The organism is Camelimonas lactis (genome assembly GCF_004342915.1).
GTDB lineage: Bacteria > Pseudomonadota > Alphaproteobacteria > Rhizobiales > Beijerinckiaceae > Camelimonas > Camelimonas lactis.
This window is the reverse complement of the sequence record NZ_SLWL01000031.1, coordinates 1-14,850: the sequence shown is the minus strand read 5'-3', so window position 1 is coordinate 14,850 and position 14,850 is coordinate 1. Positions and strand designations below refer to the sequence as shown.

The window sequence follows — 14,850 nt, the reverse complement described above, 5'->3', positions numbered from 1 at the left end:
CCGCCGACGGTGATGACATCGAACGCGACGACAAGGGGCGAGTGATCCGCCGTGGCCGGGTGCTCATATCGAATGGAGAGCGCTACGAGCCGGCAGTCGCTTATGATGAGAGAGGCAGGCTGGCCACGGTTATGATGCGGATCCCAGCCGGTGCTGTCATTGGCTACTTGGCCCAGGATCTGGACCCCGCCGATCCCGACAACGCCAGCCGCTGGTTCACCCCTACAGAACGCGCGGAACGGGCCAGTGGAGCAAAGGCTAAGCGCGAGGAAACCGAGCGCCGGAACGAGCACTTTCGCTGGTACGCGGGCGCGGACAAACCCGGTGCAGCCGCTCTGCCGCGTGAGCCGAAGCATCTCTGGCAGCTATTCGTCGGCGGCCAGAACCGCAGCCGGCCGCGCGGCCATGATCACGCCGCCGACGAGCCGCAAGTCAGGGATGAGCAGGAGCGCTACGTTGAATCCGTGCTGACGCCGCTGGAAATCGACATTCTCGACGCGGCGTTATCGGCTCGCGGCTTCGCGGACATTGGTCGGCTTGTTGGATGCAACAACGATAAGGCCGCGGAGCGCGCGGGGAAGCGCGCCCTGATCGCCGCAGCGAAAAAGTTTCAAGAAATCCGGCAGACGATGCCCTAAACTGCAGTTCGTTCGGAAAGTATATAGCAGGGTGAAATCCAGAGGTTTTGCCCTGCGGTCATAGATTGTCAGTGAAGCCGCGCCCCGGTTGGGCGCGGTTTTTCTTTTCGCTCTATCGCTACACCAAATCGGAGGCGGCACATGTCCGTATCAACGCTTGAGGCGGGCCGGCGCCTCGGTATCTCTGCACCGAGAATTCAGCATTGGATCAGCAGGTCCTTCCTGCCATGCCCCCACGACGGTTGGGATGCCCGCAGCGCCACACGCATCTTACTGATGCAGGAACTGCTATCGTCCGGCCAGCCATCAACCATGGCTGGTATCGCCGCGGCGACCCTTGCTAAGGCCGGGACACTAACGGCTGGCGCACATCTGGTGGTCACGGCAGAGCCGCAGCCAGACGGTGGCGTCCGCTACCACGCCAGCATCGTCACAGGTCAACCCGACACCAGTGACGCTCGCGTCGCGGTTTGCGTGCCATTGGACCCCATCCGCGCACGTGTCGCCGCGGCGTGGCGTTCGCCCACCACCTGACCCAACGTTACCTAACCCCGTGAAACACGGGCAACGGCGATGTTTCACGGCAGGGCGCGCCCCCCTTTTAAGGGACCGTGTTGGCGCCTTTTCATCGTGCGGGCGTGTGACGCCCGATCTCTCGCTCTGTGCAAAAATTCCTAGGGGCCTTCCGTTTCGTTTTTCTCTCAGAATTGCGCCACCGCAACGGTTTTCCGCGGCAATGAGCGAAATGGCGCCGAGCGCCAGGCGGAACGCCCAAACTCCCAATCAAGCCTGAAAGGAGCCCCATCAATGGGCCTCAAAAATAAGGTCGCCGACTTGCTCGGACTGGCCAAGAAAAGCACTTCGACTGCTGCCGAACTTCAGTCGGCGCTGGAGTCGGCAAAAGCTGACGCCGAGGCGAAGGCCGCTGAACTGCTGGCAGCCGAAGAAGCGTATGCCGGCGCATTGGTCGATCCAGACGAAGCCGCCAGCGCCAGAGCCGACGAAGCGCGCTCCGCAGCTCGCCGGGCGTCCGACCGGGCCACGGCATTGGTCGAACTGATCGAAACCAAGCTGGCCGATGCGACAGCGCGTGAGGCCGAAGCCGCAAGGCAAGCGCGGTACGACGCTGCGAAAACCGCCAGCGAGAAGGCCAGCACGGAACTGATGAAGATCTATCCTAAGGCAGCAGCGCAAATACGCGAAGCATTCATGGCTGTTGCCCGCGCAGAAGCAGCAGTGCAGGAAGTGAACCAGGATCTCCCGGAGGGCGCGGAACGGCTTCATGGCCCGGAAACACGGCTGACTCTGACCCCCGGAGTCGAACGCGAAGACGTCAGCGCCGATGACGTTGAATTGTGGTGCATCAACGGCGACAGAAGCCGCGTGTTGCCGGCCGACGAGCAAAGGAGGGTTCGTCGCATTGAGGGCGATCGCGCGGTTTACGACTGGCCAGCCGGCCCGAGCGGCCTGACGGTGATCCGGCGAAAGTTCCGCAAGGAAGTTTTCTACCCGCACCGTTCGCCCGAATGGACCAAATCACCGCTATCAATCGCCATCCTACCGGCTCTGGATGGCGGCCCAGACGTTTGGAATGCCAGCGGCCAACGCGGTGCAGACACACTGCGCTCGATCGCTGAACTCGACCGGCGGGCAGCCGCATGGGCGGAGCGCACACCTGTTGAGCGGCAACTTCAGACAGAACTGATCCCGATTGAGGATGGGCACTGATGACCGTTTGGATCGGCGGTGAACTTGTTCTGCATGGCGGTGTGGGCGATCGGTATGAAGATGGGTTCACATCGCAGGACGTGATGCTGGCTCTGGCCGGCGTCGACCCACAACGCCCTGTCAAGGTGCGCATCAACTCGGGCGGGGGTGATGCGTTTGACGGCATCGCCATTTACAACGCGCTGGCAAATCATCCCGGCGAAATCCACATCATCGTTGACGGGCTGGCAGCTTCCGCTGCCAGCGTCATCGCCATGGCTGGCGACACCATCACCATGCGCCAGGGTGCAATGATGATGATCCATTGCGCGCACATGCTGGATTCAAGTGAACCGGCCTGGCTTGAGCACGTTAACGCGCAGATGGCCGGGATTTACGCGAAGCGTACCGGCCACAGCACAAATGACATTCACGCCCTGATGGCGGCCGAAACCTGGATGGATGGGCCGGAGGCTGTCGCCAGCCGCTTTGCAACAGCTTGTGACGAAGCGCCTGCTGCCGTCTGGGCACAGCTAGTAGGAAACTATCAGAACGCCCCGGCAAGCGTTCGCGAACATCACGCCAGGCGAGGCGAAGCCATCTTGAGGCACCCCGAAGCAGATGGCAGGGGCGCGCTCGCGCAGCATCTTGCAGACACTCGCGTTCCGTTGGTCGTGGCAGTCGGAATTCTGCGCTCATCTCCGAGGACCAGCGCAACAGCATGGACTGATCGTGAGATCAACGAGGGCTGGCGGACAGCCATTGAGGAAAGTTTCGGCCTGCAGCCCTCTGCGAAGCAATTGGATGCAAACAACGGGTGGGCCTTAGCAGTGGCCGATACTAACAGGGCGATCGGACTGGCGGTCACGCCAATCGCCTCCAGGTCCGAGCCGCCCGACCCTCACGGCTGGCGCAAGATTGTCGCGGATCTCAACCGCGCCAATGGTTTTTGACCTTCACAACTTCCCCTCTCACGCCGCCCCTTTGGGCGGCGCTTCTTTTTCTGGAGTCACCATGAACTCTGTCACTCTTTCCAAGCCCGTCACCGTTTCGGGACAGACCTACACCACGCTGACCTTGCGCGAACCGAAAGCCCGCGACCTGCTGGCCGGCGACCATGTCACCGGCGAAACCCGCAAGTCGTATGCGCTGATGGCCTCGCTCTGCGACGTCGAGTTGGCCGTGATCGAGGAACTGGCGCTGCCCGATCTACAGGCCGTATCCGAGGCGTTCGCGGCCGCGATGGGAAACGGCCAACCACCGGCTGGCGCCGGCGCATCGCAATAATCGCGCACGTCTTACACGCGGACCTCGGCTGGCTGCTCGATCAGTCTCCAGCCGAGGTGGAGCGATGGTTTGGCGAGGCCGAATACATCCTGAAGGCCAAGGCCGGCGAAGCCGAAACCCAGCCCGAGCAGATATTCGATCCCGTAGAAGCCGACCGCGTAGCACGCGATCTCGGGTTTGGATGAGCGCCCCCACTGGGGCGCTCTTTTTGTATGAGGTGCCCCGGTGGCAACTAAAGAAACGAAACTTATCGCGTCGCTAATCGACCGAGTCACAGCACCGGCTCGCGCCATGTCGGTAGCACTCGATCAAATCAACCGCGCCGCCCGACGTAATGACTTGGCGATTGCGGCGGTGCAGCAAAAACTCGTGTCCGCGGCAGCTGGCGCCTACGCTTTTGCGAAGTCGTTTGCCTCGCCGATTAAGGCGGCGATGGATTTCGAAGACTCGATGGCGGACGTCCGGAAAGTCGTCGACTTCAGCACGCCGGCAGAGTTCAAAAAGTTCCAAGCCGACGTGCTTGAAATGTCGACGCGCATCCCGATGGCGGCAAAAGACCTGTCGGCGATCGTCGCCGCCGCTGGCCAGTCGGGCTTTGATAAAAGCGTACTGCTTGAGTTCACAGAGCTGGCCGCCAAGGTTGGCGTTGCGTTCGACATCAGCGCTGGCGAGGCTGGAACTGCTCTTGCGAAACTGTCGACGGGCCTTGGCCTGACCATCCCGCAGGTCGGCGCGCTTGCTGACTCGATGAACCACCTGTCGAACAACAGCGCCGCGTCCGCGAAGGACGTACTCGACGTGGTTCGGCGGGTTGGCGCGACGGGCAAGCAGTTCGGATTTAAGGCGACGCAAGTTTCGGCTTTCGCCGCTGCGATGGTTGCTGCGGGCAGTGAGTCAGACGTTGCTGCGACTAGCTTCCGTAACATGGGCCTTGCCTTGACCAAAGGCGGCGGCGCGACCAAGGGTCAGCGGGGGGCTTATGCCACGCTTGGCCTCGATAGCGTCAAGGTCGCCCAGCGGATGCAGAAAGACGCGGTCGGGCAGACGCTCGACGTTCTGGAACGCGTCAACAATCTGCCGAAATGGCAGCAGGCTGAAGTATCAAACGCTCTGTTCGGCTCAGAAGCCCGCGCCCTGGGGCCACTGCTGACGAATCTTTCCTTGCTCCGCAAGGTGCTGGGTCTGGTCGACAAAGAAACCAAATATCTCGGCAGCTCACAGCAGGAATTCGAGGCGCGCGCGGCCACGTTCTCAAACGACCTGCAGTTGCTTCGCAACCGCCTGAACCGCGTAGCGGTGATCATCGGCACGGCGCTCATCCCGGCCCTCAAAAAAGGAATGGATCTGCTGGAGCCGGTCATTGACGCGTTTGGCCGGTTTGCCGACAAAAACCCCGGTCTGGTTCGAGCACTGTCACTGACGGCCGCCGCGCTTGTATCGTTCAGGGTGGCCGCTCTGGCTGCCCAGTTTGCTGCTCTCCAGTTCAAAGGTGCGCTCCTCCAGGTCGCAGCTGTAGCCATGACCGCTGCACTGGCGTGCGGCAGGTTGGTCAAGGCGATGCTGATCGCGCCTGTTGTGGGCGCTGTATCGGCGGCGTTCCGGGGGCTGCGGACTGCCGTGGTCGGATATGCCGCAGCCGCCGCCGTGGCTGGCCATGGTGCGGCGCTGCGCATGATGCTGCTGGGCTTGCTGAACCCGGCCAAGCTGGCGGCGGGGGCCATTGGGCTGGTTACAGGTGCGCTGCGCGTGATGAAACTGGCGCTCATATCGACTGGTATCGGCGCCGTCCTTGTGGCCATCGGCGCGGCTGCGGTGTTCATCGCGAACAACTGGCGCGGCATGGGCCAGGCAGCCGAGGCGTTCGGCGCTGCGTTTCAGAAAGCTGTTGCTCCGGTTGAGCCGCTGCTCAGGCCTGTCATCTCTGTCGTCAGCACGGTTTACGGCTGGTTCAGCAAACTCACCGGCGAGATTGACGCGTCCGGCGAGAAGTGGCGCGCCTGGGGCACTGCGGCCGGCGAGGCTGTCGGCGCGGCCGTATTGGCTATCACGCAATTCATTCAGCGCGCCGCGACGTGGGTTAGCGAAACGGCTGCGGCCGTCGCAAACAGCGCAACGCAAATGTACCAGGCTGGCCAGGCCATGGTTCAATCCTTGTGGGATGGCGCGGTGGCGAAATTCAACTCGTTCATCGAATGGGTCAAAGGCATCCCCGGCAGGATCAGGGCGGCGATCGGCAGCATCGACCTGTCCAACATCATCCGCTTGCCATCGTTCGGCTCGACACCCGCCGCCCCAGCACCGGCAGGAACGCGCGCAAATGGCGGCCCGGTATCGGCTGGATCACCGTATCTGGTGGGTGAACGCGGTCCTGAACTGTTTGTGCCGCCTCAGTCTGGCAGGGTTGAATCGTCGGGCATCACGCGTGCCCTACGGGCCGCGACGGTGGCAGGTGCAGTGGCTGGACCTATGGCTGCCCCCGCTATGGCGCAGCCGGCGAATGTCACCAACACGTTCCACGTGACGGTGACCGCAAACACTAACGCCAGTGCCCGCGAAATCGCCGATCAGGTTACCCGCGAACTCGGCAACAAGTTCCGACGCACGCGCGACGGCACTTTCGCCGACGTCATTTAAAAAGCGGCCGGCGGATCATCGCCGGCCTTTTCCAACCATGGAGCACGACATGACCAACACAACCGGCCCAGCCACAGCCGCTTTCCTTGAGCAGCAGGCCGACCTGCGCCGTCGAGCCGCGACCCAACTGAAGGCGCCGCACATCGCCCCAACCGACGAAGACCGGCACGACGTTGAACAAGAGCGAGCCAGGGAGGCCCACGATGACCGTGAAAATCACAGTCGCTGACCGCCATCTGAAGGAGTTCCAGACGGCCCTGCGCGCGATCGGTGATGGCGCAGCGCGCCCCGTCATGGCACGCGCATTGAACAGAGTCGGCGATATGGCGAACACCCGCGTTAAACGCCTGCTTTCAAGCAGCATGGGCGTGAAGAACCTTAAGATTCACAAAGCCGTCGTCACGAAGAAGGCCAACAAGGACAGCCTGATCTATGAGATCACCGGAACGGGCCGGCATTTCTCGCTGATTGACTCGAAGGGCGTGAAGGTCGCCTCCAGGATGGTTCCGCGGGCAGACGGCAAGTTTGGCGGGCAGACACGGGCGCAGTTTGTCACCGCCGGCGCATGGGGCGTGTCGGAGCAGTACGACGGCGCATTCATCGCCCGTGGCCAGGCAGGCCAGACCAAAGGCGCTGGCGCAGGACACATATTCGCCCGGACCAGTGATGCAAGGCATCCGATCCGCAAGCTCTGGGGGCCAGCGATCCCGCGCGAAATGGTTCGCAAGCGCACCGAAACCATCGTCGAGGACATGGTGGACACCGTGCTGACGCGGCGACTGGAGCATGAGCTGGGGAGGTTGCTCAAGGTATGAGCCGGACAGAGATGGCGGCCACCTGGCCGCCCAACGCTGCTGTGGCTGCACTGGCCGGGCATGAGCCGCGGTCACCCCTGTCAGCGATCCGCGAGAAATGTCGCGACTGTTGCGGTGGGCAGGTAGGGGAAATAAAGGCCTGCCAGGCGGTGTTTTGCGCGCTCTGGCCGTTCCGGGCTGGGATACACCCATATACGGCGCGGCGGCTGGAAAATGGGCTGTAGGGGGCAGATTCTTGGGTTGAGGTGGGAAGCGTCCAATCCATAGGAACCGACTGCCCTAGCAGCTCAAGCAGGCCAAAACGGAACCCTATCAACAATAAATAGATTACCAACTTGTCCCCAGTGAAATGCTGGGACGTTCACCTAGGAAGTTGCGCACCATGTCGGGCGAGACTACAGTTATCCACCGTTATCCACAGGCGAGTTCTCACTGAGAGGGAGGCACTTAAATGCTGGCAGCTAAGCAAGCTCAACCCTTCGGCAACGACCTCGATCTAGTGGCGCTGGCGCTTCGTATGAGACTGGGAGGACGGGAGCGCCTGCCAGAAGATTTGCAGAGCTATTTGATCTCGGTTGCACGAGGTGCTGCCTCTGTGCTCCGATCTCCCGCCGCATCGTCAGTTCCCGCACCGAGTCCGGAATCTGTGAAGTTGGCAATGGCAATTTTATCAAACGCCGCCGACGAAGTCACAGCGAACGAGCTTGAAGCGATCGGCTGTATGGACTTGGCACTCGCTGCAAAACTCCTCCGAGGCATTGAAGGTGCCAATGTATATCGTTGATGATTTGCATCAAATAAATAGCGCCTTCTTTAAGCTGTTGGAGGCGACCTATTTCAATGAAGCGCTGACACGATATACCCGGGCAACGATTGATCTCATAGATTTTGTGATAGCAAAGCACGACGAGCTTGACGAGAACGAGGTTCGGTTTGTTCACGGCCATGCTTGGCAGGTCTTGCAATACCTCGCAGGGTCAACATCGAAAGAAGTTCCCTACGAAGTAGTGTATGCTTTGGAGTTTGCCCTAGTCGACTGGGGCCTCGAAGGGGCATTGATTACGACCGCTCTTGCTGATCGGCAAGATTTTCACTTTTCACCTGCAGTGACGTGGGACCGACTGGCTAAGATCGATCCCCGAATTCCAATTCCAGACGATAGGCGTCCACTAGTCCAAATCGCGATCCCGAAACTATATAAGCAGCGCCCCTTGAAAAGCGTGGCGCTGTATCACGAATTGGGTCATTACGTTGACGCTTCCCACTCCGTTTCCGAGCGGTGCTATTTTAGGACGGTGCCCGATGCAGTGAAGCTACTTCGGGAATCTCCCGAAGTAGCCCGGCAAATTCACCATCATATGATGGAGCATTTTGCGGATGCGTTTGCTGCATGCTATTGCGGCGAGGCCATGGCTGGTACGCTAGAAGCGATCGCCAAGGGCCACTCTGCGTCACCTACCCACCCTGCGACGAAGGATCGTGTTGAATGTATTAGGGATTTCCTATCCGGAGCACAAGTCGGGCAGATATCAGTCTTTAATGCTGTCTTAACGGATTTGGGGCTCCCTCTGCTGAGGAAGCGCTTTGCGGATATCGATGTTGCTAAATCTTTTGACCTCATAAGGCCGATCAGACTGGAGGGCCCTGAAGAATTGCACGGTGTTTTTTCTTCAGGATGGCAATATCTGCAAAAGATAGTTGAAAACCCATCGCATCACTGGCAGGATCTTAGCAAGTTTGAGCGCTCTCGCCTTGTTAATGATCTTGTTGAGAAGAGTATTCGCAATATGCAGATTAGCACAGGTTGGTTAAATGCGACTACTCAGTAAAAAAGAGATAGAGGATTCGCTGGATAGTGACAGGGCCGATAGCCTGTTCATCGAACCTCTGTTGGATCGCTGCCAAATAGGCGCATCAACTGTCGATCTGCGCGTTGGATACGATTTTTTGGTATCTATCCTCACCCGTAGACCATACATTTCTGTATCATCGGACGTCGACGGATATAGAGGGGCGAGTACATACTTTCAATATACCCGCCGAGTCGTAGGTGATAATTTTATTCTTTATCCTGGGCAAGTCGCAATTACAAATACACTAGAATACGTCGGGCTTCCGCCGAATATGTATGCCGATGTTCTTAGTAGGTCGAGCTATAATCGTCTGGGTATCCACTTGAACACGATGATACAGCCCGGATTTCATGGGTGTGTTCCATTAGAGCTGGTAAACCATGGCAATAATCCTGTTGAGATAGTAGTTGGAAGCAGATTGGTGCAATTGCGCCTGTTCGATGTAATTGAGCACAGGGTGTACGGTTCACCCAGCGATCGAAAGTATATCGGCGATATGCGGCCCGTTGTCTCAAGAATTTCGGCAGATCGCGATTTTAGCATACTGAGGAAATTGAGGGGGTAGTAAATCTATTTCTTCAGCGCCTCAATCTCTTTGGCCGTCACCTTCTCGCCAGAAGCGGCGCGTTCAAGGACTTCAGTGCGGACGGGCTCGGGGGTGCTGGGCGCGGCGAGGGCGTAGAGGGCTGTGGATCCCAAATGTTGCACGCTGCTACATTTGTCGCCCAGCCGCTCCGCGACATTCATGAACCGATCAGCAGTAAATCGACTCATCCCAAACTCAGCCTCGATCCACGGCAAGAAATTACCGTGGCCCAGGTCCTTCTTCTGCTGGATCAGTTCGCGGCCTACTTCAATGATAGACTCGGCCGCAAGCTGCATCCGCCCCCTTATCCTCTCAGCCGCCGCCCGCGCAGACGCCGCCTTCTCCGCAGGTAGGGCGCTGGGCGAGGGATTGGCAGGCGCTGGAGAAACTACCGAGGCGGCAGGTGGTGAGAGCGCCCCAAGGCCTGCTTGCTTGGCGACCAAGGTACGCCTCTACGCGTCACTCGCCGCTGGCGTTTTTCCACCTGAACTGATGACGCTCCTTGTTGAGCATGTGTATCGTCCGTGCGACTGCCTCTATCGCGGCTGTGAGGCGGGGATCGTTGGTCATGGCGTCACCTCATCAGAAGTCTGGCTTGGGCGGAACGATCTTTCCCTGCTTCTCAAGTTCGAGATGGCGCTTGTGGTCCCGCTCCAGCGCCTGCGTTACGGTCTTGCACCCGGCGGCGCTTGCTACCAGTTTGGTTCCCCACGCATCGCGCCATTTCTCTTCCTGGCGCTCCTTCGGCAGCTTGGCTTCATTCTCACGGATACGCGCCTTCAGAAACGAAAGCAGCTCCGCCGGCAGGGGCCGTTCGCACTCGCCTGCCGTCATCCAGTACCCGTAGTCCAGCCCGAGATCTGACGCGATCTTGCCGATCTTCAACATGGCGATGAATTCGTCGGTCGCGACCGAGGTCTCGGCATTGGCGCTTCCGCACGCAACGATCACGCCCAGGATGATAGCCAGCCGTCTCATTCAGCTCTCCAGCGGAAAATCCTTGCGATAGTGCTCCATCGCGATCTAAGCAGCAAATTTATGCGGGAACACCTCCAGCGCGTCATCCGCCAGCGGCCGCTGTAGTGCGCTGGCCTCGGACCATGGTGCGCGCATCCACGTCTCAATCTCGTCAGGCGCCGTCAGGATTACTGGCATGGCCTTGGGGTGGACGGGGCGCACTACGCTGTTGGGTTCGCACGTCAGGAATGCAAACAGGTCCGCCGTCTCCCAGCCTGTCTTGATCTTGCGCACGCCCTCCCAGCCCTGAAGCTGGATGCCGGCAAAAAACGCCAAGGGCTCAGGATCGTCGCCGCGCAGGCGGAACCAGACCGGCTTGTATTTCCCCGTCTGATCTCTCCCCGGCTCGGAGAAAGCCGTGAACGGGACCAGGCACCGATGCTCCGGCGTCAGCCATGGCTGCCAATGCCTTGAGATCGTGTTGCGCACATTGGTTGTGCCGCTGTCCGGTTCCATCCTGAGCAATTCGTCGAAATCGACGTCCTTACCCTTGGCGCGCAGCCTGTCAGCGCGGTTCGAGGTAGCCTGATAGATCGCCTGACGCGACGACGGCATGCCCCAGCGGGCCATGGCCAGCACGCGCTCGCCATCCTGATTGTGCACGATAGGCGCCAGATAATCCGGATAGATGTCGCCAGGCTGAAGATTGCCGGCCGTCGACCGCATGGCCCGGGCCAGCTCGATAATCGCCTGTGGGCCTTTGGTCTGGCTGTAGAGATTGCACACGATCGGATCCTCCACCGGCCAGCATGTGCGCCTCTCGGACGTGGCGCAACCGCCTGACGCGATTCGACTCTCACGCCGGCCAGCGGTATGTTCACTGTCTGTTCTCAAGCGAGCTACGGACATGATCAAGGTCGTCAACCACACCATGCTTGCCCTCGATTTTCACGCCAACTGCATCTGCGTGGTATGCGAGGAGTGCGGCCATAGGGGCGTCGTGCACAAGCTCATGTTGCAAGGCCACCGCCGCACAACAAACGGCAGTTGCACGCCGCTGCGAAACTACACCTTCCGATGCAGCAACTGTAACAAGGCCAACGTCAGCCTCTATCTGGCGCCAGGCGACGGCTGGAGGCGATGGGTTGAGCATGGGTTCCTGCGCCCCGGCGAGCAACCGCGGGAGCAGGCAAAGGGAAAGCTGCCTGACTGGCCGCACCTGCGGTATAAGGAGCCGGAGTGATTGGGGGATTAACACGCGCGGTTGAGGTTGATACGTGCCGTTTGCGATACATATTTACACCGATTTCGTTGCATTTTGCGTACCGTTGATGTATGCAGATTGCAGAGGTGCTCAGAGGTGGGAACGGCCTCCCCACACACCTGACCTGGCGCGCTGGGACAGGTAAAGTAGCGGCGGCGAAAGCCGAAGCGAAGAGATCCGGAAGTGGGCAACCCGGCTAGCGCTGCCGAGGTGTTCGGGCGGCAGCACAAAAACGTGCTTCAAGCCATCGACGGCCTTGATTGCAGTGATGAATTCAATCGGCATAATTTTCTGCCGATTGAATATCAGGATAGCCGGGGACGCTTGCAGCGCGCCGTCGACATGACCAAGGACGGCTTCACCTTTCTTGTCATGGGCTTCACCGGGTCGACGGCGGCTCGGTTCAAACCTTGAGGAGGTCGAGCAGCGGGTCAAAGACGTAAAGCGCAGCCCGTCGACCCGCCGCCGGCTCAATGGTTCGGAGCAGGCCTGCGTCTACAAGCCTGCGCGACAGGTTGCGAGCCGTAGGAGCTGGTGTTCCGAGCCGGTCAACGAACCTGTCATTCCTGAATACAGGGCTGGCAAACACGAAGTCCAGGGCTTGATCGTGGTACTGAGAGTTGAGAACCTCGCGGAAACGCTCCCGCATTTCGGCATGCAGGGCGAAAATGCTGTCTGCTGTCTGAATGTTGACGGTGGCTTGAGCGTGCATGGCGTTAAGGAAGAACACGGCCCAGCCTGTCCAGTCGCCATCGGCTGAGACAGCACGCATTTTCTCGATGTACTCGTCCTTGTGTGCCTCGAAGTAACCCGACACGAAAAAATTCGGCTGACTAATGATGCCGAGGTTCCACAGCATCAGGGTTATGAGCATCCGGCCGATGCGGCCGTTACCGTCCTCAAATGGATGTAGGGCCTCAAATTCCACATGCGCCAACGCGGTCCTGATCAGCGGCCGCATCTTGCTCTCGTTCATAAACCGGACGAGTTCCCCCATTGCCGGCGGCAGGTGCTCAGGCGAAATTGGCACGTAATAAATTTTGCCGCGCCGATCGTCCCCGATGTAGTTCTGCTCGATCTTGTAGGCGCCTGGGCGCTTCTTCGCTCCACGGCCTATAAAAAGCAGCTGTTGATGCGCCGTTCGGATGAGGTGTTCGCTCAGCGGAGCGCCCTCTGCCAATGCCTGCTGAGCGTTTCGCAGTGCACGGGAGTAGAGGAACGTTTCGATGTCGTCGTTTCGGGCTTCCCGGTATAGATCCGGTGCCCCTGCATCTTCTTCCGCCTCAAGGCGATAGAGCTCCTCAATCGTTGAGATTGTCCCCTCCATCCTTGAGGAACTCACCGCATCCTGCCGACGCAATGGCGCCAGAAAGAGCTCGCTGTTGACCATGCTAGACATCTTTGCGTCGTAACGGGCCAAGGAGGCGGCGGCCCCCTCTAGCGGACCCAAGAGCGCCTCATAGTCTAACGTCGCCGGGGGGAACGCCCCAGTGTGGTAGTGGACGGCTTCAGACAGGTCATACTGTTTGGTGATCATTTTACGACCCATTCCATCATCAAGCAGGGTTGATGCGAAACTAGCGACGTCAAATCTGTTTGACAATCAAATATGCGGAAATTTGATCATCAAGGCCGCTTGATGATATTGCGCTGGCATCAACGGCTCTAGGCGTTCACGGTGGGTGGGATTTTGTCGCCAAGCCCTACGAGCAATTGATAGCGCTTGAGAAATCAGGACCACGTCACGCGGCGACTGGGCGCAATTTTGCGCCGACGTTGATGGGTATGGGCTTTTCCCATAATGCCGGGATTTCCGGTATTAAAACGTGCCGGTCGGCCAGGTTATGGCTTCAGGCCATGGCACCCGTCAGTTCAGCGGTTTCGGTGGCGAATTGCTTCTGGTGTTGAGGCCCCTTCCGGCGTCCATCCTTGCGTAAATCGTTGGTGTCGGAATTTCCTACACCTACGGAGCGTGCGGGCCGCATGGATGCGGTTGATGGGGATCGTGGATGAAAAGGGCAAGGTGGTCGATAAACCTGGTCAAGTTGACCAGGTTTCGCCGAAGGGTGGACGCGGCAACGAAGGCGGCCTTTCCCTCGCCGTCCGCACCATGCCGAAGCTGGAGTGGGATGAGCAGGCGGCAGAGTGGATTAAACTGACTGAGGAGCAGGGTGAAGAGAGGCGGTTGTCCCAAGTTGGAACGGCCACCCTATCAGATGGACGGCTGGCACCGCCCCAAAATATGGAGTCAGGCATCAACGCCGCCGCCCGCGAGTTGGGCCTATCCAAGTCTGAGGCCCACCGCGCCGTTAAAATCGCAAGCCTGCCTGAGCCAGTAAAGCAGGCGGCGGTTATGAGCGCATCAGGTGAATTGCGACAGCAAGGCAGCCACCCAGGAAGAATACTAGCGAGGCTATGACGGAACAATATCCCGCCTTCATGTGATTGTCCGAAGTTTGAATGTGTTTCTGGGCAAAAACCGGCTCACGTTCTGACTTGTCGACGTATCTCGTGCTGGCAAAAGCTAGAACCCAGGTGAATGCACCGGCCACAATGCCCAGGCTCCACAGTGCCATCGCGACGCCAACGACGGTTCGTGACATGTCTGGAACTTTAGTCAACTGAGTCAGTACAGCGATCATCGCACCGCTGTTCAGGATGACGGCCGCCTTGATGCCCTCTTTGGCATATTCCTGCGATATCTCCCGGTAGTCAGCCATCCTGCTCTCCCCTCAGCTTCATGCCCCCATCCGTGCATCACTGTATGATGCAGGTGCCCGGCCAGTCGCGGCATGATCGGCCAGCACAAGCCGTGAGGCTGACAGCCACAAGTACTGCGATGACGATTCTCATCTTGCGCTTCCCCTCAGCCGGACGCCGGGCCCGCCACATCCAACCGCATGGAGCCGCGGCCAGCCAGCAGCCACGTAGCGTCGTATCCGCGATCAACAAGCTTCAGGAGCGTCTCGCTGCTAGGAAGGTTGCGACCGTCCTCGATGGCTTTCCAGGCGTTGGGGTGCGTGTTCCACGGGATGGTGGGCACTGATTCCACCGGATGATGGGCGCGCGTTCCACGCGATCATGGGCAGCATTTCCACGGCATCGTGGG

At 59.5% G+C, this 14,850-nt stretch carries 19 protein-coding genes; 12 read left to right on the top strand and 7 right to left on the bottom strand.

What is annotated here, in order from left to right:
- The 5 genes from EV666_RS18365 to EV666_RS17540 all read left to right on the top strand — a co-directional run.
- A partial coding sequence (locus EV666_RS18365; RefSeq protein WP_165910075.1) for a hypothetical protein occupies positions 1 to 638 on the top strand: 638 nt, incomplete at its 5' end.
- An 807-nt stretch (positions 639 to 1,445) separates the two neighbouring features.
- A complete protein-coding gene (locus EV666_RS17555) occupies positions 1,446 to 2,366 on the top strand; it encodes a hypothetical protein (RefSeq protein ID WP_132010877.1) in 921 nt (306 codons plus the stop codon).
- A complete protein-coding gene (locus EV666_RS17550) occupies positions 2,366 to 3,298 on the top strand; it encodes a head maturation protease, ClpP-related (RefSeq protein ID WP_132010875.1) in 933 nt (310 codons plus the stop codon). Before EV666_RS17555 ends, EV666_RS17550 begins: the two co-directional genes overlap by 1 nt.
- Before the next feature lie 61 nt (positions 3,299 to 3,359).
- The gene (locus EV666_RS17545) at positions 3,360 to 3,632 is read left to right on the top strand and encodes a phage tail assembly protein (protein ID WP_165910074.1); all 273 of its coding nucleotides are present in this window, start codon (positions 3,360 to 3,362) and stop codon (positions 3,630 to 3,632) included.
- A gap of 291 nt (positions 3,633 to 3,923) precedes the next feature.
- Positions 3,924 to 6,266: a phage tail tape measure protein gene (locus EV666_RS17540; protein ID WP_132010871.1), complete on the top strand. Its 2,343-nt coding sequence runs from the start codon at positions 3,924 to 3,926 to the stop codon at positions 6,264 to 6,266.
- Here the strand turns inward: EV666_RS17540 and EV666_RS17535 are convergent.
- On the bottom strand, positions 6,259 to 6,447 hold the full coding sequence (locus EV666_RS17535; protein WP_132010869.1) for a hypothetical protein: 189 nt from the start codon (positions 6,445 to 6,447) through the stop codon (positions 6,259 to 6,261). The genes EV666_RS17540 and EV666_RS17535 overlap by 8 nt on opposite strands.
- 22 nt (positions 6,448 to 6,469) lie before the next feature.
- On the opposite strand from EV666_RS17535, the gene EV666_RS17530 reads away from it, so the two are divergent.
- From EV666_RS17530 to dcd, 4 genes are all read left to right on the top strand, one after another.
- Positions 6,470 to 7,081, top strand: coding sequence for a phage tail protein (locus EV666_RS17530; RefSeq protein ID WP_132010867.1), 612 nt, complete (start codon positions 6,470 to 6,472; stop codon positions 7,079 to 7,081).
- Positions 7,082 to 7,532: 451 nt separating this feature from the next.
- A complete protein-coding gene (locus EV666_RS17525) occupies positions 7,533 to 7,865 on the top strand; it encodes a hypothetical protein (protein WP_132010865.1) in 333 nt (110 codons plus the stop codon).
- Positions 7,852 to 8,910 (top strand): M48 family metalloprotease, encoded by a 1,059-nt coding sequence (locus EV666_RS17520; RefSeq protein ID WP_132010863.1) that lies wholly within the window; start codon positions 7,852 to 7,854, stop codon positions 8,908 to 8,910. Before EV666_RS17525 ends, EV666_RS17520 begins: the two co-directional genes overlap by 14 nt.
- Positions 8,894 to 9,499: a dCTP deaminase gene (gene dcd, locus EV666_RS17515; RefSeq protein WP_132010861.1), complete on the top strand. Its 606-nt coding sequence runs from the start codon at positions 8,894 to 8,896 to the stop codon at positions 9,497 to 9,499. The genes EV666_RS17520 and dcd overlap by 17 nt, the downstream gene beginning before the upstream one ends.
- Before the next feature lie 5 nt (positions 9,500 to 9,504).
- On the opposite strand, the gene EV666_RS17510 is transcribed toward dcd, so the two are convergent.
- The 3 genes from EV666_RS17510 to EV666_RS17500 form a co-directional block, all read right to left on the bottom strand.
- A complete protein-coding gene (locus EV666_RS17510) occupies positions 9,505 to 9,816 on the bottom strand; it encodes a DUF3102 domain-containing protein (RefSeq protein WP_132010859.1) in 312 nt (103 codons plus the stop codon).
- Between the two features lie 286 nt (positions 9,817 to 10,102).
- A complete protein-coding gene (locus EV666_RS17505; RefSeq protein ID WP_132010857.1) occupies positions 10,103 to 10,498 on the bottom strand; it encodes a hypothetical protein in 396 nt (131 codons plus the stop codon).
- A gap of 45 nt (positions 10,499 to 10,543) precedes the next feature.
- Positions 10,544 to 11,263, bottom strand: a complete 720-nt coding sequence (locus EV666_RS17500; RefSeq protein WP_132010855.1) for an SOS response-associated peptidase — start codon at positions 11,261 to 11,263, stop codon at positions 10,544 to 10,546.
- Between the two features lie 121 nt (positions 11,264 to 11,384).
- Here EV666_RS17500 and EV666_RS17495 point away from each other — a divergent pair, with 121 nt between their 5' ends.
- Together EV666_RS17495 and EV666_RS17490 are read left to right on the top strand one after the other, a co-directional pair.
- Positions 11,385 to 11,720, top strand: a complete 336-nt coding sequence (locus EV666_RS17495) for a hypothetical protein (RefSeq protein WP_132010853.1) — start codon at positions 11,385 to 11,387, stop codon at positions 11,718 to 11,720.
- A gap of 204 nt (positions 11,721 to 11,924) precedes the next feature.
- On the top strand, positions 11,925 to 12,155 hold the full coding sequence (locus EV666_RS17490) for a Rha family transcriptional regulator (RefSeq protein WP_132010851.1): 231 nt from the start codon (positions 11,925 to 11,927) through the stop codon (positions 12,153 to 12,155).
- Here EV666_RS17490 and EV666_RS17485 read toward each other — a convergent pair.
- Positions 12,145 to 13,278 carry a Fic family protein gene (locus tag EV666_RS17485; RefSeq protein ID WP_132010849.1) on the bottom strand — a complete coding sequence of 378 codons (1,134 nt, stop codon included), beginning with the start codon at positions 13,276 to 13,278 and terminating at the stop codon, positions 12,145 to 12,147. The two genes, EV666_RS17490 and EV666_RS17485, sit on opposite strands and share 11 nt — an antisense overlap.
- Before the next feature lie 459 nt (positions 13,279 to 13,737).
- On the opposite strand from EV666_RS17485, the gene EV666_RS17480 reads away from it, so the two are divergent.
- The gene (locus tag EV666_RS17480) at positions 13,738 to 14,160 is read left to right on the top strand and encodes a PIN domain-containing protein (RefSeq protein ID WP_132010847.1); all 423 of its coding nucleotides are present in this window, start codon (positions 13,738 to 13,740) and stop codon (positions 14,158 to 14,160) included.
- Here EV666_RS17480 and EV666_RS17475 read toward each other — a convergent pair.
- Positions 14,093 to 14,461, bottom strand: coding sequence for a hypothetical protein (locus EV666_RS17475; RefSeq protein ID WP_132010845.1), 369 nt, complete (start codon positions 14,459 to 14,461; stop codon positions 14,093 to 14,095). The two genes, EV666_RS17480 and EV666_RS17475, sit on opposite strands and share 68 nt — an antisense overlap.
- 146 nt (positions 14,462 to 14,607) lie before the next feature.
- Positions 14,608 to 14,784 (bottom strand): hypothetical protein, encoded by a 177-nt coding sequence (locus tag EV666_RS18360; RefSeq protein WP_165910073.1) that lies wholly within the window; start codon positions 14,782 to 14,784, stop codon positions 14,608 to 14,610.
- Positions 14,785 to 14,850 lie beyond the last annotated feature (66 nt).

Bases quoted from the DNA above. Each gene is read 5' to 3' on its own strand.
- EV666_RS17495 (WP_132010853.1), top strand. From the start codon at position 11,385: ATGATCAAGGTCGTCAACCACACCATGCTTGCCCTCGATTTTCACGCC.
- EV666_RS17540 (WP_132010871.1), top strand. From the start codon at position 3,924: ATGTCGGTAGCACTCGATCAAATCAACCGCGCCGCCCGACGTAATGAC.
- EV666_RS17530 (WP_132010867.1), top strand. From the start codon at position 6,470: ATGACCGTGAAAATCACAGTCGCTGACCGCCATCTGAAGGAGTTCCAG.
- EV666_RS17520 (WP_132010863.1), top strand. From the start codon at position 7,852: ATGTATATCGTTGATGATTTGCATCAAATAAATAGCGCCTTCTTTAAG.
- EV666_RS17555 (WP_132010877.1), top strand. From the start codon at position 1,446: ATGGGCCTCAAAAATAAGGTCGCCGACTTGCTCGGACTGGCCAAGAAA.
- EV666_RS17550 (WP_132010875.1), top strand. From the start codon at position 2,366: ATGACCGTTTGGATCGGCGGTGAACTTGTTCTGCATGGCGGTGTGGGC.
- EV666_RS17485 (WP_132010849.1), bottom strand. From the start codon at position 13,278: ATGATCACCAAACAGTATGACCTGTCTGAAGCCGTCCACTACCACACT.
- EV666_RS17510 (WP_132010859.1), bottom strand. From the start codon at position 9,816: ATGCAGCTTGCGGCCGAGTCTATCATTGAAGTAGGCCGCGAACTGATC.
- EV666_RS17545 (WP_165910074.1), top strand. From the start codon at position 3,360: ATGAACTCTGTCACTCTTTCCAAGCCCGTCACCGTTTCGGGACAGACC.
- EV666_RS17505 (WP_132010857.1), bottom strand. From the start codon at position 10,498: ATGAGACGGCTGGCTATCATCCTGGGCGTGATCGTTGCGTGCGGAAGC.
- EV666_RS17475 (WP_132010845.1), bottom strand. From the start codon at position 14,461: ATGGCTGACTACCGGGAGATATCGCAGGAATATGCCAAAGAGGGCATC.
- EV666_RS17480 (WP_132010847.1), top strand. From the start codon at position 13,738: ATGGGGATCGTGGATGAAAAGGGCAAGGTGGTCGATAAACCTGGTCAA.
- dcd (WP_132010861.1), top strand. From the start codon at position 8,894: ATGCGACTACTCAGTAAAAAAGAGATAGAGGATTCGCTGGATAGTGAC.
- EV666_RS17525 (WP_132010865.1), top strand. From the start codon at position 7,533: ATGCTGGCAGCTAAGCAAGCTCAACCCTTCGGCAACGACCTCGATCTA.